This window comes from Anaeromyxobacter dehalogenans 2CP-1, assembly GCF_000022145.1.
GTDB lineage: Bacteria > Myxococcota > Myxococcia > Myxococcales > Anaeromyxobacteraceae > Anaeromyxobacter > Anaeromyxobacter dehalogenans.
The window spans coordinates 1,972,546-1,996,116 of record NC_011891.1; the positions used below are offsets into that span (position 1 = coordinate 1,972,546).

Annotated in this window: 22 protein-coding genes; 8 read left to right on the plus strand and 14 right to left on the minus strand. The window is 74.0% G+C overall.

Annotation, left to right across the window (positions count from 1 at the left end):
• The first annotated feature begins 6 nt into the window (after positions 1-6).
• Both A2CP1_RS08850 and nifW read left to right on the plus strand, forming a co-directional pair.
• Positions 7-582, plus strand: coding sequence for a chemotaxis protein CheW (locus tag A2CP1_RS08850; protein WP_012633031.1), 576 nt, complete (start codon positions 7-9; stop codon positions 580-582).
• Positions 583-724: 142 nt separating this feature from the next.
• A complete protein-coding gene (nifW, locus tag A2CP1_RS08855; RefSeq protein WP_012633032.1) occupies positions 725-982 on the plus strand; it encodes a nitrogenase-stabilizing/protective NifW family protein in 258 nt (85 codons plus the stop codon).
• Positions 983-994: 12 nt separating this feature from the next.
• Here the strand turns inward: nifW and A2CP1_RS08860 are convergent, their stop codons facing one another.
• The 6 genes from A2CP1_RS08860 to A2CP1_RS08885 form a co-directional block, all read right to left on the minus strand.
• Complete coding sequence (locus A2CP1_RS08860; protein WP_012525741.1) at positions 995-1,717, minus strand: YebC/PmpR family DNA-binding transcriptional regulator; 723 nt, start codon at positions 1,715-1,717, stop codon at positions 995-997.
• A gap of 183 nt (positions 1,718-1,900) precedes the next feature.
• Positions 1,901-2,845, minus strand: a complete 945-nt coding sequence (locus A2CP1_RS08865; protein WP_012633033.1) for a DMT family transporter — start codon at positions 2,843-2,845, stop codon at positions 1,901-1,903.
• Positions 2,842-3,558, minus strand: coding sequence for an ABC transporter ATP-binding protein (locus A2CP1_RS08870; protein WP_012525743.1), 717 nt, complete (start codon positions 3,556-3,558; stop codon positions 2,842-2,844). Before A2CP1_RS08870 ends, A2CP1_RS08865 begins: the two co-directional genes overlap by 4 nt.
• Positions 3,559-3,571: 13 nt before the next feature.
• On the minus strand, positions 3,572-5,530 hold the full coding sequence (locus tag A2CP1_RS08875; protein ID WP_012633034.1) for a branched-chain amino acid ABC transporter ATP-binding protein/permease: 1,959 nt from the start codon (positions 5,528-5,530) through the stop codon (positions 3,572-3,574).
• A 12-nt stretch (positions 5,531-5,542) separates the two neighbouring features.
• Positions 5,543-6,421 (minus strand): branched-chain amino acid ABC transporter permease, encoded by an 879-nt coding sequence (locus tag A2CP1_RS08880; protein ID WP_012633035.1) that lies wholly within the window; start codon positions 6,419-6,421, stop codon positions 5,543-5,545.
• 81 nt (positions 6,422-6,502) lie between these two features.
• Entirely contained in the window at positions 6,503-7,735 is a 1,233-nt protein-coding gene (locus A2CP1_RS08885) for an ABC transporter substrate-binding protein (protein WP_012633036.1), read from the minus strand.
• A 304-nt stretch (positions 7,736-8,039) separates the two neighbouring features.
• Here A2CP1_RS08885 and A2CP1_RS08890 point away from each other — a divergent pair, with 304 nt between their 5' ends.
• From A2CP1_RS08890 to A2CP1_RS08905, 4 genes are all read left to right on the plus strand, one after another.
• Positions 8,040-8,813, plus strand: a complete 774-nt coding sequence (locus tag A2CP1_RS08890) for a sulfite exporter TauE/SafE family protein (RefSeq protein ID WP_012633037.1) — start codon at positions 8,040-8,042, stop codon at positions 8,811-8,813.
• Between the two features lie 185 nt (positions 8,814-8,998).
• Positions 8,999-9,715, plus strand: coding sequence for a PilZ domain-containing protein (locus A2CP1_RS08895; RefSeq protein ID WP_012633038.1), 717 nt, complete (start codon positions 8,999-9,001; stop codon positions 9,713-9,715).
• Positions 9,716-10,729: 1,014 nt separating this feature from the next.
• A complete protein-coding gene (locus A2CP1_RS08900; protein ID WP_012633039.1) occupies positions 10,730-11,560 on the plus strand; it encodes a 1,4-dihydroxy-6-naphtoate synthase in 831 nt (276 codons plus the stop codon).
• A 185-nt stretch (positions 11,561-11,745) separates the two neighbouring features.
• On the plus strand, positions 11,746-12,459 hold the full coding sequence (locus tag A2CP1_RS08905) for a hypothetical protein (protein ID WP_012633040.1): 714 nt from the start codon (positions 11,746-11,748) through the stop codon (positions 12,457-12,459).
• A 40-nt stretch (positions 12,460-12,499) separates the two neighbouring features.
• Here A2CP1_RS08905 and A2CP1_RS08910 read toward each other — a convergent pair whose 3' ends face one another.
• From A2CP1_RS08910 to A2CP1_RS08935, 6 genes are read right to left on the minus strand one after another with little or no spacing between them, the layout of a single operon-like run.
• Positions 12,500-13,927: a NarK family nitrate/nitrite MFS transporter gene (locus tag A2CP1_RS08910; RefSeq protein ID WP_012633041.1), complete on the minus strand. Its 1,428-nt coding sequence runs from the start codon at positions 13,925-13,927 to the stop codon at positions 12,500-12,502.
• A gap of 3 nt (positions 13,928-13,930) precedes the next feature.
• A complete protein-coding gene (locus A2CP1_RS08915; RefSeq protein ID WP_012633042.1) occupies positions 13,931-14,614 on the minus strand; it encodes a respiratory nitrate reductase subunit gamma in 684 nt (227 codons plus the stop codon).
• Entirely contained in the window at positions 14,611-15,159 is a 549-nt protein-coding gene (locus tag A2CP1_RS08920) for a nitrate reductase molybdenum cofactor assembly chaperone (protein WP_012633043.1), read from the minus strand. Before A2CP1_RS08920 ends, A2CP1_RS08915 begins: the two co-directional genes overlap by 4 nt.
• A 4-nt stretch (positions 15,160-15,163) precedes the next feature.
• On the minus strand, positions 15,164-16,633 hold the full coding sequence (gene narH / locus A2CP1_RS08925) for a nitrate reductase subunit beta (RefSeq protein ID WP_012633044.1): 1,470 nt from the start codon (positions 16,631-16,633) through the stop codon (positions 15,164-15,166).
• 23 nt (positions 16,634-16,656) lie between these two features.
• Positions 16,657-20,283 carry a nitrate reductase subunit alpha gene (locus A2CP1_RS08930; protein ID WP_012633045.1) on the minus strand — a complete coding sequence of 1,209 codons (3,627 nt, stop codon included), beginning with the start codon at positions 20,281-20,283 and terminating at the stop codon, positions 16,657-16,659.
• Complete coding sequence (locus tag A2CP1_RS08935) at positions 20,280-20,996, minus strand: hypothetical protein (protein ID WP_012633046.1); 717 nt, start codon at positions 20,994-20,996, stop codon at positions 20,280-20,282. The genes A2CP1_RS08930 and A2CP1_RS08935 overlap by 4 nt, the downstream gene beginning before the upstream one ends.
• A gap of 500 nt (positions 20,997-21,496) precedes the next feature.
• Between A2CP1_RS08935 and A2CP1_RS08940 the strand changes: the two genes are divergently transcribed.
• Together A2CP1_RS08940 and A2CP1_RS08945 are read left to right on the plus strand one after the other, a co-directional pair.
• The gene (locus tag A2CP1_RS08940; protein ID WP_012633047.1) at positions 21,497-21,931 is read left to right on the plus strand and encodes a PAS domain S-box protein; all 435 of its coding nucleotides are present in this window, start codon (positions 21,497-21,499) and stop codon (positions 21,929-21,931) included.
• A gap of 2 nt (positions 21,932-21,933) precedes the next feature.
• Positions 21,934-22,482 carry a hemerythrin domain-containing protein gene (locus A2CP1_RS08945; RefSeq protein WP_012633048.1) on the plus strand — a complete coding sequence of 183 codons (549 nt, stop codon included), beginning with the start codon at positions 21,934-21,936 and terminating at the stop codon, positions 22,480-22,482.
• Positions 22,483-22,484: 2 nt separating this feature from the next.
• Here A2CP1_RS08945 and A2CP1_RS08950 read toward each other — a convergent pair whose 3' ends face one another.
• Together A2CP1_RS08950 and A2CP1_RS08955 are read right to left on the minus strand one after the other, a co-directional pair.
• On the minus strand, positions 22,485-23,006 hold the full coding sequence (locus A2CP1_RS08950; protein ID WP_012633049.1) for a 1-acyl-sn-glycerol-3-phosphate acyltransferase: 522 nt from the start codon (positions 23,004-23,006) through the stop codon (positions 22,485-22,487).
• Between the two features lie 133 nt (positions 23,007-23,139).
• Complete coding sequence (locus A2CP1_RS08955; RefSeq protein WP_012633050.1) at positions 23,140-23,550, minus strand: bactofilin family protein; 411 nt, start codon at positions 23,548-23,550, stop codon at positions 23,140-23,142.
• Positions 23,551-23,571: the final 21 nt, after the last annotated feature.

Consider the following 23,571-nt stretch of genomic DNA (forward strand, 5'->3'; position numbering starts at 1 on the left):
GCGGCCATGCGCGACGCGGTCGAGGCGGCGGGCGAGCAGGCGCAGTACCTGTCGTTCCGGATCGACGGGATCGACTACGCGGTCCCCATCCTGAAGGTCCGGGAGATCCTGCAGCACGAGGAGATCACCCGGGTGCCGGGCACGCCGCCCTCGGTCCGCGGGGTGCTCAACGTCCGCGGGGCGGTGGTGCCGGTGGTGGACCTGGCCGTGAAGTTCGGCGGGTCCGCTTCCCGGCCCGGGCGCTTCACCTGCGTGCTGGTGGTCGAGGTGGAGGTGACGGGCGGCCGCCTCACGCTCGGGGTGCTGGCCGACGCGGTCAACGAGGTGGTGGCGCTCCGCGCCGACGAGGTCGAGCCCTCGCCGTCGTTCGGGACCGGCGTGAGCGTCGAGTACCTGGTGGGCATGGGCAAGGTGGGGCGCGGCTTCGTGCTCCTGCTCGACCTGGACCGGGTCCTGGCCGCGGGCGATCCCGAGCCGGAGCGCGCCGGCGACGCCCGGGCGGACGTGCCGGGCGACGCCTCCGAAGAGGGAGCGCAACCGCCCGAGGCGGTCGCGGCGGAGGGCGCCGCCGCGCCGGCCTGACGGGCGCGCGCTGCCCGGAAATCCGGCATCCGGCGTCGCCGAGGCGACGCCGGCGCGTCGGCCGCGGCCGCATCGCGCGGTTTCGCGGGCTGGGCCGCGCTGGCACGCACCGCGCATCTCCGGCGCGCGGAGGTGCCAGGCGATGGGACGAGCGCTGGAGGCGGTGCGGACGCTGGACCTGCCGCGGCTGTTCGCGTACTTCGGGGTGGAGGCCGACCTGCAGCGGGTCGAGGCCAGCCGGCTCGCCATCGCCACCCGGTTCGACGCGGAGGTCCGGGAGCTGATCCGGCTCTGCCCGGCGCTGCGCGAGCGGGAGCGCTTCACGGTGCTCCGCGAGGCGCTCCGGCTCGCGTACGAGGTCGGGACGCGGGCCGTCGAGGGCGCCGGCGCGCCCCGCTGACCTGCCGGGAGCCTACGCCAGGTTGTGGAAGACGTGCTGGACGTCCTCGTCCTGCTCGAGCGCGTCCACCAGCTCGAGCACCTCGCGCGCCTGCTCCTCACCGAGCTGCACCGGCGTCTGCGCCACGTACTCGGACTCGGCCGAGAGCACGTTGAGCTTCCGCTCCTCCAGGGCGGCCTGGAGCTGGCCGAAGCTCTCGAACGCGCAGCGGATGACGAGCAGCTTCTCGCCCTTCTCGCCGGTGCTCTCGCCCATCTCCTCCAGGCCGTGGTCGATGAGGTCGAGCTCGAGCGCGTCCTGGTCGATCCCCTCGGGCGCGAGGCGGAACACGCCCATGCGGCGGAACTGGAACGCCACGCTGCCTGTGTTCCCCATGTTGCCGCCGTTGTTCTTGAAGTGCATGCGCACGTTCGCGACGGTGCGGACCACGTTGTCCGTCGCGGTCTCGACCATCACCGCGACGCCGTGCGGCGCGTAGCCCTCGTAGACCACCACCTCGTACGCCTGCTGATCCTGGCCGCTGGCCCGCTTGATGGCGGCCTCGACCTTGTCCTTCGGCATGTTGAGGTGGCGGGCGTTCTGCAGCACGCGGCGCAGGGCGGGGTTGTTGTCCGGGTTCGGGCCGCCCCCCTTCACCGCGATGGCGATGTCCTTGCTGATGCGCGTGAAGGCCTTCGCCATCTTGTTCCACCGGGCGAACATGGTGGCCTTGCGCGTCTCGAAGATGCGACCCATGGGCTGTCCTCGCTCCGGGGACCGGCGTCCAGCCCGTCGTCCCCGCGCCCGGCGGATATCTCACCCCCGGCCCCGGACGCAACACCTTCCCGCAGCGGCCCGCGGGCGGCGCCCGGCGGCCGGGCGGGCCGGCGCTGGCCCGGGCCGGCCGATCGGTCCGGACCGGCCGGACCGGCGGCGCGGTCAGGCGGTGGCGCGCCCCCGGCGCCCGGAGGTCCCGGCGAGCGTCACGCCGCCGAGCACCAGCGCCAGGCCGGCCAGGTGGAAGGGCCGGAACGCCTCGCCGAGCAGCGCCACCGCGAGCAGGGAGCCGAAGGCCGGCATGAGGTGGATGAACGGGCCGGCCCGGTTCGCGCCCACGCGCGCGACCCCCTCGTTCCAGAGCCGGTAGGCCAGCACCGAGGCGAACACCGCCACGTAGGCCACGCTCGCCACCGTCACCCCGTCGAGCGCCATCCGCGCGCCCGAGGCCAGCTCCCAGGCGTAGAACGGCGCGATCCAGGCGACGCCCACCGCCACCAGCGCCGCGAGCAGCGCCAGCGGGTCCACGCCGGCGGGCCGGCGCGCGAGGAGCAGGGTGTAGAGGGCCCAGCTCAGCACCGCGGCGAGCACCCACAGGTCACCGGGGCCGAACGCGAGCCCGGCGAGCGCCGACAGCGTCCCGCGCCCCAGGATGACCAGCACGCCGGCGAGCGAGACCGCGATGCCCGCCACCTGCCGCCGCCCCGGGCGGCCGCCGCCCAGCAGCGGCGAGAGCGCCGCGATGAACGCGGGGCAGGCCGACTGGAGCAGGAGCGCGCTGGTGGCGGTGGTGCGGGTGAGGCCGAGGTAGACGAACAGGTTGAAGTTGCCGACGCCCAGGATGCCGAGCGGGATGACGATCCGCCACGCGCGGAGGATCGTCGGCCACTGCGCCGTCAGCGGGCGCCGCGCCAGCGGGAGGAGCAGCGCGAGCGCCACCGCCCAGCGCCAGAACGCGAGGCCGACCGGCGGCACGCGGCCGTGCACCGCCCGGCCCACCACGAAGTTGCCGGACCAGGACGCGGCCGCGAGCGCGAGGAACAGGTAGGCGGCGGCCGCGCCTCGCGCGCGCGGGGCCACGGCGGCCGCGGCCGGGGGCGCGCTCACCCGAGGTAGGCCGCGAGCACGCGCTCGTCGCGGGCGAGCTCGGCGGGCGTCCCCTCGATGGCGATGCGGCCGCGCTCCATCACGTAGGCGTAGTCGGCGACCTCGAGCGCGGTCTTCGCGAACTGCTCCACGAGCAGCATGGTCATGCCCTCGGCCTTGAGCCGGCGGATGGTCCGGAAGACCTCCTGGACGATCACCGGCGCGAGCCCCATCGACGGCTCGTCGAGCAGCATCACCTTGGGCCGGGCCATGAGCGCGCGGCCGATGGCGAGCATCTGCTGCTCGCCGCCCGACAGCGTGCCGGCGGCCTGCCGGCGCCGCTCCTTCAGGCGGGGGAACAGCTCGTAGACGTGCTCCAGGTCCGCCGCGGCCCGGCCGTGGAAGCCGAAGAAGCGCGGCAGCCGCCGGTAGGCGCCGAGCAGCAGGTTGTCCTCCACCGAGAGCGGGCCGAACACCTTGCGCCCCTCCGGCGCGTGGGCGAGGCCGAGCCGCGCGATCCGCGAGGCCGCCTGCCCCTGCACCGGCGCGCCGTCGAGCAGCACCCGCCCGCGCGCGGGCCGGAGCAGCCCGGACACCGCCCGCATGGTGGTGGTCTTCCCGGCGCCGTTCGCGCCGATGAGCGCGACCACCGAGCCCGGCTTCACCTGGAGCGAGGTCCCCACCAGCACCTCGCTCAGCCCGTATCCCGCGTAGAGATCCTCGACGACCAGCATCTGGGGCTCCGTGTCAGGCCGGCGCGCCGGCGGCGGGCTGGGGCGCCGGTTCGGGCGCCACGTTGCCGAGGTAGGCCTCGACCACCCTGGGGTTGCGCTTCACCTCGTCCGGCGTGCCCTCGGCGATGGGCCGGCCGCCGTCGAGCGCGGTCACGGTGCTGCAGAGCGAGGTCACCACGTCCATGTGGTGCTCGATGAGCACCACCGTGATGCCGCGCTGGTGGATCCGCCGGATCAGCTCCACCTGCTTCACCACGTCGGGGTGGGCCAGGCCGGCCGCCGGCTCGTCGAGGATGAGCACCTCCGGGCGCCGCGCCAGCGCGCGGGCGATCTCGAGGAAGCGCTGCGCGCCGTAGGTGAGGTCCCTGGCCGGCGTGCGCGCCTGGTCGGCGAGCCCGACGAAGTCGAGCAGCGCGAGCGCGTCGGCCTGCGCCCGCCGCTCCTCGGCGCGGCCGAGGCCGAGCAGCACGAGCGGGAGCGGCGCGCGGTAGACGCCCTGGAGCGCCACCATCACGTTCTCGAGGGCGGTGAGCCCGACGAACAGCTGCAGGTTCTGGAACGTGCGCGCGACGCCGGTGCGGGCGGTCTGGAACAGGCTGCCCGCGGGGAGCGGCCTCCCGCGGAGCGTCATCTCGCCGGAGCTGGGCGTGTACAGGCCGGAGACCACGTTGACGAGCGTGCTCTTTCCGGAGCCGTTCGGGCCGATGAGGCCGTGCACCGCGCCGGCGCGCACGGTCAGGCTCACGCCGTCCACCGCCTTCACGCCGCCGAAGTGGCGCTTCAGGTCGCGCAGCTCGAGGATGGCGGCGCCGTCGGCGGTGCGCGGCGGCAGGACGTGGTCCAGCGGGGCGGGGGCGGGGAGCGGCGGCGGGGCGACGCGGAACAGCCGCGCCAGGAACTTGCCCGCGAAGCCCATCAGCCCCTCGGGCAGGCCCACCACCACCGCGAACAGCATCAGCGCGAAGATCGCCTTGCGCCAGTCCTCGGTGTTCTCGACCACCATGCCGCCCACCACCAGCGCGCCGGTGGCGACGGCCGGGGCGATGGCCTGGAACGGCCGCAGGGTGCGCCGAGCCAGGCCGCGGCCGCCGGCGACGAGCGCCACCGCCAGGCCGAGGCCCGAGAACACCTGGAACAGGACGCGGTTGGAGAGCAGGTTCGGGAGCAGCGCCACCAGCGTCGCGCCCACGAACGCGCCCCACAGGCTCTTGCGCCCGCCCAGCACCACCCCGAGCAGCAGCGTGATGGTGAGCTCGTACACGAACGACTGCGGCTGCAGGTACTCGAAGTTGAACGCGTAGAGCGCGCCGGCCAGGCCGCCCAGGCCGGATCCGAACGCGAACGCGGCCACCTTGTGGCGGTACGTGCCGACGCCCATGGCGTCGGTGGCGATGGGGCTGTCGCGGAGGGCCTCGAACGCGCGGCCCCACTGCGAGGAGAGCAGGTTGCGCATGGCCCACCAGACGGCGGCGAGCAGCACCATGCACAGCCAGTAGAAGTCGCGCGGGCTGAGGTCGTGCCCGAGCAGCGGCGGCCGGTCGAGGCTCAGCCCCTGCGCGCCGGCGGTCAGCCACTCCAGCTCGTTCAGCGCGGTGGTGGTGAGCGCCAGGAAGCTGAGCGTGGCGAGCGCGAACTGCGGGCCCTCCAGGCGCAGCGAGGGCAGGGCCAGCAGCGCGCCGATCACGAACGCGACGGTGGGCGCGAGGAGGAGGACCGGCACGAGCCCCAGGCCGAGCTTCGTCACCGCGATGCCGGCGGTGTAGGCGCCCAGGCCCAGGAACGCGGCGTGCGCCAGGTTCACCTGGCCCAGGTAGCCGACGGTGACGTCGAGGCCGATGAGCAGGATGCCGTAGATGGCGAGCAGCGTGAGCAGGCCGAGCGCGTACGGGTTGTGCACGGCGAGCGGCACCGCGGCGAGCAGCGCGAACAGCACCACCTCGGCGCCGCGGACCAGGAGCAGTCGTCTCAGCATGGGCGGCTCCGGTCAGACCTTGCGGATGGCGGCCTTGCCGAACACGCCGGTGGGGCGGACGGCCAGGGCCAGGATGAGGAGGGCGAGGCCGGGCGCCTCGCGCCAGCCGCTGCCCACGTAGAAGCTCGCCAGGCTCTCCAGGGCGCCGAGCAGCACGCCGACGAGCACCACCCCGAAGCCCGAGTCGAGCCCGGCCACCACCGCGACCGAGAACGCCTTCAGCACCAGCGCGGACGCCATGGTCGGCCCGACGGTGGTGATGGGCGAGACCAGGATGCCGGCGAGCGCCGCGACGGTGCCGGAGAGCGCGTAGGACAGCATCACGGTGCGGGTGGCGGAGATGCCCATCAGCTCGCCCGCGTCGCGATCGGCGGACACCGCCTCGAACGCCTTGCCGAGCAGCGTCCGGCGCTTGAACACCTCGATGAGCGCCATCACCGCGAGCACGCCCACCGCGACGGACAGCTCGAGCGGCGTCACGTCCACGCCGAGCACGTGGATCGGGTCGGACGAGATGGGCGTGGGGAACGGCCGGTCGTCGCGGCCCCACACGTTCTCGGCGGCGGAGAACAGGAACAGCCCGAGGATGATGGTGAGGAGGATCCAGCCCTCGCTCCTCTGCTCGAGCGCGAGCCGGACCCCGGCGCGCTCCACCGCGAGGCCGAGCAGCGCGCCGAAGACGAGGCCGCCCGGCACCATGAGCCAGTACGGCACGCCCAGGTCGAGCAGCGTCAGGCTGAAGAAGGCGGACACCATCACCAGCTCGCCCTGGCCGAAGTTGAGGCTCTTGCTGGTGGCGTAGGTGAGCTGGAAGCCGTAGGCGATGAGGGCGTAGACGAGCCCCATCAACGCCCCGCTGATGGCCATCTGCGCGATGATCGACGCTGGCACGCGGGTCTGGTCCTCGGGGAGGCGGGGGAGAGGCCTGCGGGCGCGGGGAGGAGGGGGACTCCTCCCCGCGCACCCGCGCGGCTACATCTTCTTCTGGGCGCCCTGCGCGAGGCGGGCGCGGTCGGACTCGTTCGCGAACACCACGCGCCCGTCCTTGACCATGCCCATCACCACCTGCCCGCGGCGGAACGCCTCGTGCGTCTCGACGTTGGACGGATCCCACTTCGTGTACGGGTGGATCCAGGTCGCGATCACGCCCGGCACCGGCTCCTTCAGGTCCTCGAGCGCCTCGGCGATCTTGCGGCTGTCGGTGGTGCCGGCCTGCTTCACCGCGGCGGCGAACAGGTGGACGGCGTCGTAGCCCTGCGCGGCGGAGACGGGCGACGGGATCCGGGTCACGCCGTACGCCTTGTGGTACGCCTCGATGAACGCCTTCGCCTTCGGCGTGACCGGCTCCTCGATGAACGTCTGCGGCATGAGCGTGCCGTTGCCGTTCTTCCCGGCGTTGTCGATGTAGTTGGACATCGACAGCGTCCAGCCGCCGATGAGCGGCGCCTTGATGTTCAGCTTGGCCATGCCGTTCGCGGCCACGGCGAGCTCGGGCCCGATGCCCCAGATCAGGATCGCCTGCGCGCCGCCGGCCTTGGCGCGGAGCAGCTGCGCGGTCATGTCCTTGTCGCCGATGTTGAACTTCTCGGTGGCGATCACCTGGAGCTTGTCGCCCTGCAGCTTGATCTGCCGGAGCAGGTCGTCGCGGCCGGACACGCCGTAGTTGGTGGAGTCGTGCAGGAGCGCGACCTTGGTGAACTTCCGGTTGATCGCCTCCTCGACCACCATGGCGGCCTGGATGCCGTCGTGCGCGGCGAAGCGGAAGATGGAGAGCGTCTTCGGCCCCTCGGCGCCCTTCGCCCACTGGGTCATCGAGGCCGAGCCGGCGGCGGGCGTGATGATCTTGGTGATGCCCTTCTCCTGGAGGTGCTTGTCGCCGGCCATCACCACGCCGGTGTTGACCGAGCCGATCACGCCGGCGAGGTCGGCCATCGAGGCCAGCTCCTGGCCGATGAGCGCGCCGCGCTCGTTCTTGGCCTCGTCGTCGCGCTCGACCACCTCGATCTTCAGCTTGCGCGCGCCGACCTGGACGCCGCCGGCGGCGTTGATCTCGGCGACGGCGAGCTTCGCGCCGTCCCGCATCGAGGCGCCCATGGGCGCGGACCCGCCGCTGAACGGCCCGGTGACGGCGATCTTGACGGAGTCGGCTGCCCCGGCGGGCAGGGCAAGTGCACAGAGAAGCAGGGTACCCAACAGCTTGGTCATGGATGGTGCTCCGTGGCTGGTGACGCGGAGTGAACGCAAAAAATACCTTGCGGGACACGCAAAATAAGCGCGAGCGCGCTACGCTAGCACGACGAATCGGTCACCCTGCTGGGGCCGGTCGATCCGAACCCGCCGGACTCCCCGTTCGCTGGAGCGAGAGAATGCCTGTGTCGTCAGAGGGATGTGCCCAGGACTCGGAGGGGCGGGCCGGGCGGCGCCCTCGGACGCTGGGTGAAGTGATCGGCGATCTGGGCGCGCCAGCCGTGCGCGTTCGGCCTGCGCGGGCTCGCGCGGAGGTGGGGGAATGACCCTCGCCGAGGCGGCGCTGCTCTCGGCCGCGGCCTTCGGGGCGGGCGCCCTCAACGCGGTCGCGGGCGGGGGAAGCTTCCTCACCTTGCCGGCGCTGGTGGTGGTGGGCGCCTCGCCCATCGTGGCGAACGCGACCGGCACGGTGGCGCTCCTGCCCGGCTACCTGTCGGGCACCTGGGGCTTCCGCGAGGACATCCGGCCGCCGCCGGGCCTCTCGCTGCGCGCGCTGCTGTTGCTCGGCCTCGCGGGTGGCGCGGCCGGCGCGGCGCTGCTGCTCCTCACGCCGGCGCCAGCCTTCCGGCGGCTCGTCCCGTGGCTGCTGCTCGCCGCGACCGCGCTGTTCGCGCTCGCGCCGCGCCTGCTCCGGGCCGCGCGCGGCGAGGCCGCGCACGCGGCGCACGACGCGTCCGGATCCCCGGCCCGCTGGGCGGCGGCGGGCGTGCTCGCGGTGAGCGCCTACGGCGGCTACTTCAACGGCGGGCTGGGCGTGCTCCTGCTGGCGCTGTTCGCGCTCCTGGGCCAGAACGACCTGAACGCGATGAACGGCCTGAAGAACCTGCTCTCGGCCGCGCTCGCCGCGATCGCGGTGGCGCTCTACGCGGCGGGCGGGCTGGTGCGCTGGCCGGAGGCGGCGCTGATGACCGCGGGCGCGACGGCGGGCGGTTACCTGGGGGCACGCGCGGCGCGGCACATCCCCGGGGCGTGGCTCCGCCGTGGGATCGTCGCCACCGGCCTCGCCCTGGCGGCAGTGTTCTTCGCGCGGGGTTGATCCCGTTGCCTCTTGCCCCACCGGCGTGGCGACTCGCCCCGGAACGTGGGGCGCACTCACCGTGCGCCCGACACCGTCCCACCGCCGCGATCCGGTGACACCGCACCGCGATATGCCGCGGCGCCGCGGAAGCTGAGCAAGTGGAGCGAGGGCCGGAGGGCCGGCGCCGCGTGCGAGGAGGCGGGATGGCATCGGGCAACGACGAGCGTCGCCGGCTGGCGCGGATCCCGCTCGCCTGCCGGGTGGTCGTCACCGAGAAGCTGGCGGAGTGGACGGGCGAGACGCTCGACATCGCCGCCCGCGGCTGCCGCCTGACGGCGCGGCGGCCGGTGAGCCCGGGCGCGCTGGTGCAGATCGCGATCGAGACGGGGGGCTCGCCGCTGCTGGCGCTGGGCCAGGTGGTGTGGGCCCGCCGGACCGCGCCGCTCGAGATCGGCGTGGCGTTCGCGGGCGACGTGCGCGGCGGCCCCTCGCCCGAGGCCGGGCACGGCGCCTGGCTCGACGCCCTGCTGGCGGAGCGGCTCCGGACGGTGCTGCGGCGCGGCGGGCGCCTGGGCGCGCTCGGCGCCGTCCAGCTGCAGCTCGGGGCGCCGCCGGGCGTGGCGCTGGGCGACGCGGAGACGGCGGTGCTGCGGCGCGTGCGCCGGGGCGATCCGCTCGGCCTGATCGCCTGCTCGCAGTCCGGCGCGGACGCGGTGCTCGCGTTGCTGGCCGCGGGCACCGTCACGGTCGCGCGGCCGACCGCCGATCCGGAGGGCTGGCGGCGGGCGTTCGCGGTCCTCACCGACTTCGCGCGCGAGGGCGCGCCGCAGCCGCCCGCGCCGGTCATCGTGCTCGACGCCGGACGCCGCACCGAGGCGATGGACGAGCTCATCCGCGAGTACCTGCGCGACACGGCCTGAGCCGGCGGCGTTCCGAGTTCTGCCGGCTCGGGTCATTCGCTCGCCCTGTGCATGTCGACGGGTAAGCGGGGGCCGCGTCCTCTCGAAGCCGGGTGGCGGTGGGTGCGGGTCCTCGTGGGCGCTCCCGCCCTCGCCCGCTCTCGCGACGTGGAGCCGGAATGCTCGGCGCGGGACTTCAGTCGTAGGACGCGCGCGGACGGCGTCCGACGCGGCTGGGCGCGCTCGCAAACTCGGCCGCGTGTATCGCTTCGCGACACGCGGCCTCAGACAGTGCTCGCCGCGCACGCCCGGCTGCGGCACGCGCGCGTGAGGTGAGCGTCGCGTGCTGCGCCTGCGCTGACAGTCGCGGTCGCGGGCGAGGGCGTCCGCTTGGCGGACGGGGGCCGTACTGGCGGCTTCGAATGTTTCGAGGGCGCTGTGCGCGAGATCCGCTGCGCCCACGCCCCCCATCCACGTCAGGCCGCCACCGGAGGCGATCTGGGCGTTCGCGCCGGAGCACAGCGCAGCAAGCCCACGGCACGTCCCCAGGATCCTAGAAATGCACCGCCGTGGACAGCCGCTGCGCTGGCACCGGATCCGCCGGTGCCGGCCCCGAGTGCGCGGCTGGCCCGTCCGGTGCGTCGGCTCGACCGATCCCACGGCCCCGGTTCCGGCCATCCCTCCACGTCCCGGGCCTTGCGGAGCGAGCACCGCCGCGAATGCCCGGAGCGCCGACCTAGCGGCCCGCCTCCAGAACAGGGCCCGCTGGACGCAAGGGCCCGCTGGACGCAAGGACCCGCCGGACGCAAGGACCCGCTGGACGCAAGGACCGCTGGACGCAAGGACCCGCTGGACGCAAGGACCCGCTGGACGCAAGGACCCGCTGGACGCAAGGACCGCTGGACGCAAGGACCGCTGGACGCAAGGACCGCTGGACGCAAGGACCGCTGGACGCAAGGACCGCTGCACGCCCGCGCGCCGGGGCGTATGATGCCCGGCCCGCGGCCGCGCCGGCCGCGCGGAGGACCGCGCCGCATGAGGCTCACGCTCGGCTTCTCGCCCTGCCCGAACGACACGTTCATCTTCGACGCCCTGGTGAACGGGGCCGTGGACGCGGAGGGGCTCGACCTGGACGTCCGGCTCGAGGACGTGCAGACGCTGAACGAGTGGGCGCTCGCCGGGCGGCTCGACGTCAGCAAGATCAGCTACGGGGTGCTGCCGCTCGTCGCGCGCGAGTACGCGGTGCTCGCGTCGGGCGGCGCGCTCGGCCTCGGGGTCGGGCCGCTGCTGGTCGCGAGGCCCGGCCTGGGCGCGTTCGACCCGGCGCGGATGCGGGTCGCCATCCCGGGCCGGAACACGACCGCGCACCTGCTCTTCTCGCTCGCGTACCCGGGCGCCGCGCACAAGCAGTTCATGGTCTTCTCGGAGATCGAGCGGGCGGTGCTCTCCGGCGCGGTGGACGCGGGCGTGATCATCCACGAGGGCCGCTTCACCTATCGGGCGAAGGGGCTCGAGCGGCTGATGGACCTGGGCGAGCACTGGGAGTCGCGGACCCGGTCTCCCATCCCGCTGGGCGGCATCGTGGCGCGCCGGACGCTCGGGCCGGAGGTGCTGGGCAAGCTCGAGCGCCTGGTGCGTGCCAGCGCCGAGCACGCGCTGGCCCGGCGCCCGCTGGTCACCGAGTACGTCCGGTGCCACGCGCAGGAGATGGACGAGGCGGTGATGCGCCAGCACATCGACCTGTACGTCAATGCGTTCTCGGTGGATCTGGGCGAGGCGGGGCGGCGCGCGGTGGGGACGCTGCTCGACGTGTACCGGCAGGTGAACCCGGGCGCGCCGGCGCTGCCGGGCGACCTGTTCGTCTGAGCGCCCTGTCGTGGCGCGGAGGCCGGGCCGGTCCGCGGTAGCATGCGGCCATGGCGCGGCGGCGGGCGCGGGGCTCGGGGAGGACGGGGCGGCGGCGGTCCGGCCGCGGACGCGGGTCTGCGCGGCGCGGCGTCATCGCGCGCGCTCGCGCCTGGCTCGCGGCGCGGCGCTGGGCGGAGCTGCCGGTGGCCGCCTGGGCGCTCCTCGCCGTCGCGCTGCTCCTCGTGGTGAACCTGGCCGTCCAGGTGGTGCGCAAGCCGACCGAGCTGCTCGGCGCGGTCGTGCCCACCTCGCCGAAGGCGCCCGCCGAGACCTGGGCCGAGTACGGCCCGCTCTTCGAGGCGCACGCCACCGACCTGGTGCGGCCCGAGGTGCTCGCCGCGCTGGTGCAGCTGGAGAGCGCGGGCGACCCGCTGGCGCGGACCTACTGGCGCTGGCGCTGGACCACGGATCCGCTGCGCGTGTGGGCGCCCGCCTCCAGCGCGGTCGGGATCCTCCAGATCACCGACGGCACCTACGCGCAGGCGCGCCGGCTCTGCATCCACGATCACCGGGTGGCGCGCGACGGCGCCTGGTGGGACCCCGACGCCTGCTGGTTCAACGCGCTCTACCTGCGCACCGTGCCGAGCCACGCCGTGGAGATGACCGCCGCGTGGCTGCACGTGTGCGCCGCCGACGCGCTCGCCGGGTCGGGCACCGCCGGGCCCGCCGAGGCGCGCCGGCTCGCCGCCGTGATCCACCTGTGCGGCCGCGAGCGCGGCGCCGCGTTCGCGCGGCGCGGGTTCGCCGCGGCGCCCGGGGAGCGCTGCGGCGATCACGAGCTCGGCGCCTACCTCGCCCGCGTGGACGGGCTCGCGGCGGCGTTCGCGCGGATGGGGGCGCAGGGCGGCCGGCGGTGAGCCGGGGCGCGCGGCGGCGCGTCGCCCCGGCACGGCACCGTCACGCCGGGATCTCGGCCCGCGGCCGGGCGTAGTACCACCACACCAGCGCGATGCAGCCCGCGTAGTAGGCCACGAACGCCAGCACCGCGCCGTGCGGCGCGCCGGTCAGCTCCACCGACATGCCGAAGGTGCGCGGCACGAAGAACGCGCCGTAGGCGGCGATGGCGGAGACGAAGCCGACCACCGCGCCGCCCTCGCGGAGCGCGTCCTTCTGCGCCTGGGCCAGCGCGACCGGATCGGTGCCGGCGCGCCGCTGGTGGAAGGTGGAGAAGATCACCGGGATCATCCGGTACACCGAGCCGTTCCCGATCCCGGTCGCGGTGAAGAGCACCACGAACGCCGCGAGGAAGCCGCCGAAGCTGCCGGGCCCGCCGCCGCGGGGCAGCGCCAGGAGCACGCCCACCGCCGCGAGCCCCATCACCAGGAACGTGACCAGCGTCACCCGGGCGCCGCCCAGCCGGTCCGCGAGCCACCCGCCCACCGGCCGCGCCAGGCCGCCCACCAGCGGCCCCACGAACGCGTACCGGGTCGGGTCCACCGCCGGGAAGGACGCCTGGGTGAGCAGCGCGAGGCCGGCGGAGTAGCCGATGAACGAGCCGAACGTGCCGAGGTACAGCAGCGACACGAGCCAGTTGTGCTTGCGCCGGAAGATCACCGACTGCTCGCGGAAGGAGGCCTTCGCGCTGGCGAGGTCGTCCATGCCGAACCAGGCGAGCACGGATGCGACCACGATGAGCGGCACCCACACGAACGCGGCGTTCTGCAGCCAGACCTGCTTGCCGCCGGGCAGCGCCTGCGGCCCGCCCGCGAGCGGGCCGAGCAGCGCGGCCGCCACCACCAGCGGGACCGCGAGCTGCACGCCGGAGACGCCCAGGTTGCCGAGGCCGGCGTTCAGGCCGAGCGCGGTGCCCTTCTCCGCGCGCGGGAAGAAGAAGCTGATGTTGGACATGCTCGAGGCGAAGTTCGCGCCGCCGAGGCCGGTGAGGAGCGCGAGCACCAGGAACGTCGAGTAGGAGGTGTCCGGGTCCTGCACCGCGACGCCGATGCCGATCGCCGGCAGCAGCAGCGAGGCGGTGGAGAGCGCGGTGAAGCGGCGGCCGCCGAAGACCGGGACCGCGAACGCGTAGAAGATGCGCAGCGTCGCGCCGGAGAGGCCGGGGAGGGCGGCCAGCCAGAAGAGCTGGTTGGTGGTGAAGCGGAAGCCGATGGCGGGCAGCTTCACCGCCACCACGCTCCACACCATCCAGACCGCGAACGCGAGGAACAGGGCGAAGATCGACAGCCAGAGGTTGCGGCGGGCCACCCGGCGGCCCGCGGCGCTCCAGAAGGCGCGGTCCTCCGGGTCCCACTGCGTGATGAGGCGCGCGCGGCGGCGCGGGGGCGTGACGGGCTCGGGAACGGGCGCCGGGGCGGGGACGGGGCTCATCGGTCACCTCGCGTCATGGGACGCCGCGGAGGGCGCTCGGCGCCACACCACCCGCTGCGGCGCGCGCCAGAGGTATGTGAGCGGCAGGCTGGTGGCGTGGACCAGGCGCGACACCGGCACGAGCGCGAGCAGCAGGAACGCGTTCACCACGTGCACCTTCACCAACGGTGGCAGCACCGCCATCGCGTCCACCCGCGGCGAGAGCGTCGCGAGCGAGGCGAGCCACGGCGCCGCGGTGTGCAGGTACCAGAGGCCGCCCCAGCGGAGCGCGTAGGCGATCCACAGCCCGGTCGCGGCCTGCAGGAGCAGCAGCGAGAGCACCACCCAGTCCATCGGCGTCGTCAGCCGGGCCAGCGCGGTGCGCCGCACGAGCAGGAGCGCGATCCCGAACACCGCCAGCATCGCCAGCGCCATCCCGGTGATCTCGAGCGCGTACAGCCGGGCCGGCGCGCCGAGCAGCCGGCCCCAGGCGCCCGGCGCGACCGCCGCGAGCAGGTGGGCGGCCAGGATGGCGAGGATGCCGTGGTGCCACGCGATCGAGCCCCAGCGCAGCGCGCGCCCCTCGATGAGCTGCGACGAGCGGGCGCTCACCGAGCCGCCCAGCGCCCGCCGCCGGTAGATCGCGCCGCCGACCGCGAAGACGGTCGCGAGGTAGGGGAAGACCGCGAACAGGAACGTGTCGCTCATGGCCTCGCCTCCGCGCCGCGAGGCCGGGCGGCGGCCGGCGCGGCGAACACCGCGCGCACCGCCACCAGCAGCTCGCGGTAGGGGTTCGCGCGATCCGCGAACGCGTGGATCATCTTGTCGAGGGCCGGCGCGAGGCCGTCCTGGACCAGGTCGTCGCGCACCGGGCCCGGCCGCGCCACCGCGAGGAACCCGAGCACCTCGGCCACGTGGTCGGCCAGCTCCTCGCGCGGCCGGTAGCCCTCGGCGGCGTAGACCTCCGCGAGCTTCGCGAGCAGCGGGCCGCGCACCGGGCTGTCCTCGGCGAGCAGCTGCGCGCCCAGGTACGGCGCGCAGGCCGGGCGCAGGTCGAACGCGGCGGTGTACAGCTCCTCCAGCCCCTCGCGGCCGGCCTCGCGGGCGGCGCCCTCGAAGCGGCCCAGCGCCGCGGCGGCGGGGCCGGGCCCGGCGAGGCCCCGCGCCTCGTGCGCCAGCGCGGCGGCGTCGCCGGTCGGGTAGGAGAGCAGCGCGGAGAGGGTGCGGCAGAGCTCGGCGTGCGTGCGTTCCATCGGCTCACCTCCCCAGCGGGCGCAGGAAGCCGAGCCCGCTCGCCGAGCGCGACTGCGGCTCCACGGTCGGCTCGGTCTCCGCCTCGCGCGCCATCGGCGGGATGACGATCCGCTCCTCCATGGGCGCGAGCGTGGTCATGCGGTGGATCTCGTCCGCCTGCTCGGCGCGGAGCCCGGCCGCCTCCAGCGCGGCCGCGGCCTGCGCCGGGCTCACGTCGCCCACCTGGCCGGCGCGGCGGTGCACGCGCACCGAGATGAGCCGGCGGTAGGCGGCCTCCACCACCGCCTCGTTCCCGCCGCCGAACAGGCCGGCCAGGTAGCGGAGCGGGAGGCGCGCCGACTCGAGCGAGGTGAAGAACCTGCCGTCCGGATCGGACGCCGAGCGCGCGAGCGCCGGGAGGAGCGGCGGCACGTAGAACAGCATGGGCAACGTGCGGTACTCGGGGTGGAGCGGCAGCGCGATCTCCCACTCCTTCACGAAGCGGTACACCGGCGATCGCCGGGCGGACTCGACCATCGCGTCCGGCACGCCGCTGGCGCGCGCCGCCGCGATCACCGCCGGGTCGGAGGGATCGAGGATGAGCGATCGCTGCGCCGCGACCAGGTCCTGGTCCGGGCGCGACGCGGCCTGCGCGATCCGGTCGGCGTCGTAGAGCAGCACGCCGAGGTAGCGGATGCGGCCGACGCAGGTGTGGAAGCACGCCGGCGCCTCGCCCGCCTCGAGCCGCGGGTAGCACAGGATGCACTTCTCGGACTTGCCCGTCTCCCAGTTGAAGTAGACCTTCTTGTACGGGCAGGCCGAGACGCACATGCGCCAGCCCTTGCAGACGTCCTGCGAGATCAGCACCACGCCGTCCTCCCCGCGCTTGTAGATCGCGCCGGAGGGACAGGCGGCCACGCAGGCCGCGTTCAGGCAGTGGTTGCAGATGCGCGGCAGGTAGAAGAACACCATCCGCTCGAGGTCGAACAGCTGCGTCCGCTCCGCCTCGGTGAGCACGGCCAGGCCGGGGTCGTTCGCGGCGTAGGTGCCGGAGCCGCCCAGGTCGTCGTCCCAGGCCGGCCCGGAGGCGATGTCGATGGGCTTGCCGTCCACCAGCGACACCGGCCGCGCGGTGGGCTGCACGTCGCCGGCGGGCGCGGTGAACAGGTCGTCGTACTTGTACGTCCAGGGCTCGTAGTAGTCCTGGAGCACCGGCAGGTTCGGGTTGTGGAACAGCCGGCCCAGCGAGGCGCCGGGGCTGGCCTGGCGGAGCGAGAGCTCACCGCCCTCGACCTTCCAGCCGCCCTGGTGGCGCTCCTGGTCCTCCCAGAGCACCGGGTACCCGGTGCCGGGCCGGGTCTCCACGTTGTTCCACCACGCGTACTCGACGCCCTTCCGGTCGGTCCACTGGTTCTTGCAGGCGACGCTGCAGGTGTGGCACCCGATGCACTTGTCGAGGTGGAACACCGACGAAATCTGCGCGCGGACGTTCATGGGGGTCCTCGGCCGGGCCGCCGTCACCACTGCGGCTCGCCCTCGAGCTTGGTGACGCGGACGTAGGTGTCGCGGTTGTTGCCGGTGGGCCCCCAGTAGTTGAGGGCGAAGGAGAACTGGCCGTAGCCGCCCATCATCAGCGTGGGCTTCAGCCGGACGCGGGTGAGGCTGTTGTGGCTCCCGCCGCGCAGGCCGCCGCGCGAGGGCGACCGGGGGACGCCGATGGTGCGCTCCGGCGCGTGGTACAGGTAGCAGACGCCCCGCGGCATGCGCGCGCTCACCACCGCGCGCGTCACCACCGCGCCGTTGTCGTTCACCACCTCGACCCAGTCGTTGTCGGCGAGCCCGATCTCGGCCGCGTCCTCGTCGTTCACCCACAGCGGGTGGATGCCGCGGGACAGCGTGAGCATCCGGAGGTTGTCGCCGTACGTGGAGTGGATGCCCCACTTGCCGTGCGGGGTCAGGAAGTTGAGCGTCAGCGCCTGGCCCGCGTCGCCGGTCGGGGCGGTGAGGTCTCGCACCGCGTCGCGCTCCGGCTTCGGCTTGTAGGTGGGCAGCGCCTCACCGAACGCGATGAAGCCGGGGTGGTCGAGGTAGAAGTGCTGCCGCCCGGTGAGCGTCCGCCAGGGCACCAGCCGCTCCACGTTCAGGCAGTACGCCGAGTACGTCCGCCCGCCCCCGGTGATCCCGGTCCAGCACGGGCTGTCGAGCAGCCGCCGCGGCTGGCGCGCCAGCTCCTCGAACGTGATGCGCACGCCGCGGGTCTTCTCGGCCAGGTCCGCGAGCGGGAGCCCGACCTTCTTCTCCTCCGCATGGTACGCCCGCCAGGCCGACTCGCCGTTCGTCTCGGGGGCGAGGTGCAGGATGGCGTTGGCCGCGTCGCGCGCCTCGGCGATGGACGGGTAGCGCGCGCCGCCCCACTCGACCGTGGGGCGCGTGCGCACCAGCTCGTCGTACAGGTCGTCCACCGGCCAGCTGATCCCGTGGGCCGAGAGGCCGGCGGTGCGGATCGTCGGGCCGAGCGAGACGAAGCGGTCGTGGAGGTGCACGTAGTCGCGCTCCACCACCGCGAGGCCGGGCATGGTCTTGCCCGGCACCGGCTCGCACTCGCCGCGGCTCCAGTCGAGCACCTCGCGCTGCGCCAGCTCCGCCGGCGTGTCGTGCATGAGCGGCGTCGCCACCAGGTCGCGCACCTTCTCCGGCAGGTGCGTGCGGGCGAGCGCGCTCACCTTCTCGGCGAGCGCCTTGAAGATGTCCCAGTCGCTCCTCGACTCCCAGCAGGGCGGCACCGCCGCCTGCAAGGGGTGGATGAAGGAGTGCATGTCGGTGGTGTTGAGGTCGTCCTTCTCGTACCAGCTCGCCGCCGGCAGGATGACGTCGGAGTAGAGGGCCGTCGTGTCCATCCGGAAGTTCAGGTCCACCACCAGGTCGAGCTTCCCCTCCGGCGCCTGATCGCGGAACGTCGCCTCGGAGACCGCGCCCTTCGCCACCTCCGGCGCCACCGTGCCATGCCGCGTGCCCAGGTAGTGGCGCAGGAAGTACTCGTGCCCCTTCGCGCTCGACATGAGCGCGTTGCCGCGCCAGATGAACCACAGCCGCGGCCAGCTCGCCGGCGCGTCCGGGTCCTCCACCGCGAAGCGGAGCTTCCGGTCGCGGAGCTCGCGCACCGCGTGCTCCACCACCTCGGCGTCGCTGCGCGCCCCGGCCGCCTCGGCCTCGCGCACCACCTGCGCCGGGCTCCGGTCGAACTGCGGGAAGAACGGCAGCCAGCCGCGCCGCACCGCGCGGACCTGGTGGTCGAGCGTGTGACCCTGGGTGAGGGGGTGGCCGTTCCGCGCCGGGTCGAGCTGGCCGAGGTCGGCGGCGCCCTCGTAGCGCCACTGATCGGAGTGGACGTAGTGGAAGCTGGGGGCGTTCTGGAGGCGCGGCGGGCGCGACCAGTCCAGGCCGAACGCGAGCGCCTGCCAGGGCGCGACCGGCGCGAGCTTCTCCTGGCCGACGTAGTGGTTGAGGCCGCCCCCGTTCCGGCCCACGCAGCCGCACAGCACCAGGCCGGTGATGGCGGCGCGGTAGGCGAGGTCGGCGTGGAACCACTGGTTCACGCCGGCGCCGATGATGATGGAGCACTTGCCCTTGGTGCGCTCCGCGGTGCCGGCCCACTCGCGCGCGAAGCGGATCACGTCGCGGCGGTCCAGGCCGGTGTGGCGCTCCTGCCAGGCGGGCGTGTAGGCGGCGTCCGCGTCGTCGTAGCTCGCCGGGTAGTCGCCCGGCAGGCCGCGCGACACGCCATGTCGCGCGAAGAGGAGGTCGTGGACGGTGGTGACGGTCACGGTGCCGCGCGCGGTGGGGATGCGCCGCACCGGCACGCCGCGCCGGGAGACCCGGCCGGTGGCGTGATCCACGAACGACACCTGCGCCACCTCGTCGTGCGCCTCGAGGAGGCCGAGGCGCGGCGAGAGCGCCGCGCCGTCCACGCCGTCCTTCATCTCCAGGTTCCACTGGCCCTTCTTCTGCTGCCAGCGGAAGCCGAGCGTGCCCTGCGGCATCCGCGGCGCGTCCGCGGTCTCGTCCCATACCAGGAACTTGAAGTCTCCGTGCTCCTCGCCGGCGTAGCGCTCCAGCCGGCTCGCCGGGAGCATGCGGCCCGGGGTCACCTGGCCGTCCTGCTCCTCCAGCTCGACGAGGAACGGCGCGTCGCTGTAGCGGCGCAGGTAGTCGGCGAAGAACGGGACCTGCCGGTCGGCGTGGAACTCCTTCAGGAGGACGTGGTTCACCGCCAGCCAGAACGCGCCGTCCTGGCCGGCGTGGACCGGCAGCCACTCGTCCGCGTACTTCGAGGTCATGCTGTAGTCGGGCGAGAGCACCACCACCTTGGCGCCGTCGTGGCGCGCCTCGGCCAGGAAGTGCACGTCCGGCGTGCGGGTCATCCCGACGTTGGAGCCCATCGAGACGATGTACTTGGAGTGATACCAGTCGGCGCTCTCGGCCACGTCCGTCTGCTCGCCCCACACCTCGGGCGACGCGTTGGGCAGGTCGCAGTACCAGTCGTAGAAGGACAGGTTCACCGCGCCGAGGAGCTGCAGGAAGCGCGAGCCGCCGGCGAAGGACAGCATCGACATGGCGGGGATGGGCGAGAACCCGACGATGCGGTCGGCGCCGTGGCGCTTCAGCGTGTGGATGGTGGAGGCCGCCACCAGCTCGAGCGCCTCCTCCCAGCTCGCCCGCCGCAGGCCGCCCTGGCCGCGCGCCTGCTGGTAGGCGGCGCGCGAGGCGGGGTCGTCCACGATCGAAGCCCAGGCGTCCACCGGGTCGGCGTGCGCCTTGCGCGCGGCGCGCCACAGGTCCATGAGCGTGCCGCGCAGGTACGGGTGCTTCACGCGCAGCGGGCTGTAGAGGTACCAGGAGGCGGAGATCCCGCGCTGGCAGCCGCGCGGCTCGTAGCCCGGCACCTCGCAGGAGAAGCGCGGGTAGTCGAGCGCCTGCGTCTCGAGCGCGACGATCCCGTTCTTCACGTGGATGTTCCAGGAGCAGCCGCCGGTGCAGTTCACGCCGTGCGTGCTGCGGACGACCTTGTCCACCTGGTGGCGGCTCCGGTACAGGTCCTCCCAGGTGCGCTGCGACGGGGCGATGACGTCCTCGATCCAGCTCATCGGACTCCTCCCTGCGCGCGCGTGGCCTTCGCCGGCGCGGTCGGTGCGGCCTCCGTGGCAGACGCCGCGGGCCGGGTGGGCTGTGAAGGCCGCGTCCGCCGGGGCGGCGGCGCGAGGCGGGCGCGGGCGACCAGCTCGGCGCGGGCGGAGCCCGGGATGCGGCGCGCGCCGAGGCCGATGCCGGCGAGGCAGGCGAGCGCGATCAGCGCGGCGATCCACCCGGCGCGTCCGGCGCCCGGCTCCAGCTTCCCCGCCGCGCCGAGCAGGAACGCGGAGAGGTGGGCGCGCTCGTCCGGATCGATCGGGTGGCCGGCGTAGACGGGGACCATCGAAGGGAAGGGCGGGTCGGACAGCAGGCCGTCCAGCGCGGCGGCGTCGAGCCCGTCGAAGCTGGCGCGCAGGCCGGGGCCGAACGACGCGGCGAACGCGGAGCCCTCGCCGCCGATGGCGTGGCAGGCGCCGCAGGGCGCGCCGCCGTTCCGGAGCGCGCGCGCGCCGATGAAGAGATCGCGGCCGATGGCCGGGTCGCCGGGCGGGGCGGTGGGTTCGGGCGCGGCGGCGTCCGGGGCGGCTGCGGCGGCGGGCTCGGCCGGCGCGGGGGCGGCGGGCGCCGCGGCGGGCGCCGCGGCGGGCTGCTGCGCCGCGAGCCACGGGGACGGCATGGCGAGCAGGAACGCGAGCGCCCCGGCGCGGAGCAGGTGCTCGGAGGCCATGAGGCAGTCCTTTCGACGTCTCTGGGCAGCGGGTGCGCGGCAGCGTTCGGCGGGGCCTCGGCCTCGCCGTAAGCGGACGTTCGAACCATTTACGCGCCGTGTGCCAACGACGGCGGCGCGCCCCGCTGCGGGCTGCGTCCGGCTGGAAATCCGCCGTGACGCTGCTCGCTTCCGCAAGGGAAGCGCCTCCCGCCTCCGAGGCGCCACGGCCCGGATGGAGCGCATCGGCGCACCCGCCGGCCGTTTGAACACCGAATGATGGGTCGCAGTTCACCGAACAATGGGTGGCTCAATCGGGGATGGTGCGTTAAGTCCGCGAAATTGGACTGGTCCGGTCGATGGCAGGGCGCTGGCACTGCTGGACCACTGCCCGCGCTCCCAACGACTCTCGGTCGTCTCCACCCTGACCCCTCCACCCTGACCCAGAGTCGTTTGGCGGGCCGCCATGCAGCCCCTTCCGGACGGGTGCCCGAGCGCCCGCCCGCCCGCAGAGGAGCCGAATGACCGACCCCGCCATCTACCAGCAGATCGTCGACGGCAGCCCGGACGCGTTCATCCTCGGCGATCGCGAGGGGCGCATCCGCATCTGGAACGCGGGCGCGGAGGCGATCTTCGGCTTCACCGCCGCCGAGGCGCTGGGCCAGTCCATGGACATCATCATCCCGGAGCGGCTCCGCGGCCGTCACTGGGACGGCTACATGAAGACCATGCAGACCGGCAAGAGCCGCTACGGCGCGGGCGACGTGCTCGCGGTGCCGGCCATCACGAAGGATGGCCGGAACATCTCGATCGAGTTCACGATCCAGATGCTGCGGACGGCGGGCGGCGAGCTGCTCGGGCCGCTCGCCATCATCCGCGACGTGACGAAGCGCTTTCAGCGCGAGCGGGAGCTCGCGCGGCGCGTGAAGGAGCTGGAGGCCAAGGCAGGGGCGTGACCATGCTGAACGTGATCGGAAAGCGGGCGGCGCCCGCGGACGCGGTGGACCTCCTGCTCGAGTGCCACGACCGCATCCGGCAGTTCCTGGCGCTGGGGCGCCGGGTGGCCGAGGCACGGCCGGACCAGCTCGCGGAGGTGCCGGAGGCGGCGTCGCGGGTGCGCCGCTACTTCACGCAGGCGCTGCCGCTGCACGCTCAGGACGAGGAGCAGTCGATCCTGCCGCGGCTGCGCGGGCGTGAGGCCGAGGTGGACGCCGCGCTCGCGTCGATGGCCCATGAGCACGCTGAGCACGAGGAGCCCCTCGGCCGGCTGGTCGCCGCGTGCGAGGCGGTCGCCCGCGAGCCGTCCCGCCACGCGGCGCTCGCCGGCGCGATGGGCGCCGCGGTGGGCGAGCTCGAGCGTCACTTCGAGATCCACCTCCGGCGCGAGGAGGAGATCATCTTCCCGGCCATGCGGCGGCTGCTGGCGGGCGCGCTCGACGCGGAGATCGTGCGCGAGATCCGGGCGCGCCGCGGGGTGGCCGAGGCCTCCGGGCAGACGCCGCCCTGACTTCAGGGCGCGGCGCCCGGACGGAAGCGGATCTCGCTCGCCTGGGCGGGATGACGTCCGATCTTGCCGGCATACGCAGCCCGGATCTCCGCCAGATCGATGGCCTCGTCGCCGCTCAGGTCGAGGTACCGCGACATGCCGATGGTGCGGCTCCGGTAGTCGATGAACGCGAGCCCGACCGGCACGCGCGCGGCCAGCGCCAGCCGGTAGAAGCCGGATTTCCAGTGATCCGTGCGCGCGCGCGTGCCCTCCGGCGCGAGCGCCAGCCACATCCAGGGCGCCTCGGCCAGCTCCCGGCCGAGCTGGGCGAGGAAGCCCGTGGGCGCACGACGATCCACGGGGATGCCGCCCATGCGCCGCAGCAGGGCGCCGAACGGCGGACGGAACAGGGAGTGCTTCCCGACCCAGCGCACCGGCAGCGCCGCCGCGACCTTCGCGAGGTAACCGAGCACGAAGTCCCAGTTCGAGGTGTGCGGGTAGACGACGATCACGCAGCGCGGGCTGGAGGGCCAGGGCAGATCCACGCGCCATCCTGCGGCGCGGAGGACGGCCCGGGCGCAGCGCTGGGCGAGCGACGGGTGGGCGGGCGGACGCGGAGCGGGGGAAGGGGAGCCGGACATTCGCCCGGATGCTACACCCGGGGGCCCGGCCGAGCGGCTACGGTGTGCCCGCGGGCGTCACCGGCTTCACCGCTCCGCCGCGCTCCCCGCCGGCGCCCGGCATCCGGGTGGAGCCCTGGAACACGACACCCTTCTCGATGGAGAGCGACGGGGTCTCGATGTCGCCGCGGACGCGTGCCGTGTGGTGCAGCTCGACGGAGGTCTTCGCCTTGATGTCGCCGTTCACCTCGCCGTGGACGATGACCGTTCCGCAGGTGATCTGCGCGTCGATGCGCGCCTGCTCGCCGACGACCAGGACATCCTCGGTGGTGATGGAGCCCGTGAACTTCGCGTCGATGCGGACGGTGCCGGCGAAGGTGAGCTTGCCGTCGAACTCGACCCCCTTGCCGAGCAGCAGGTCTCCGGCCGGCGCCTGCATGGGGTCGTCGCGCTTCTGGATCATGGCCATGGGTGGTGCTCTCCTGACGCG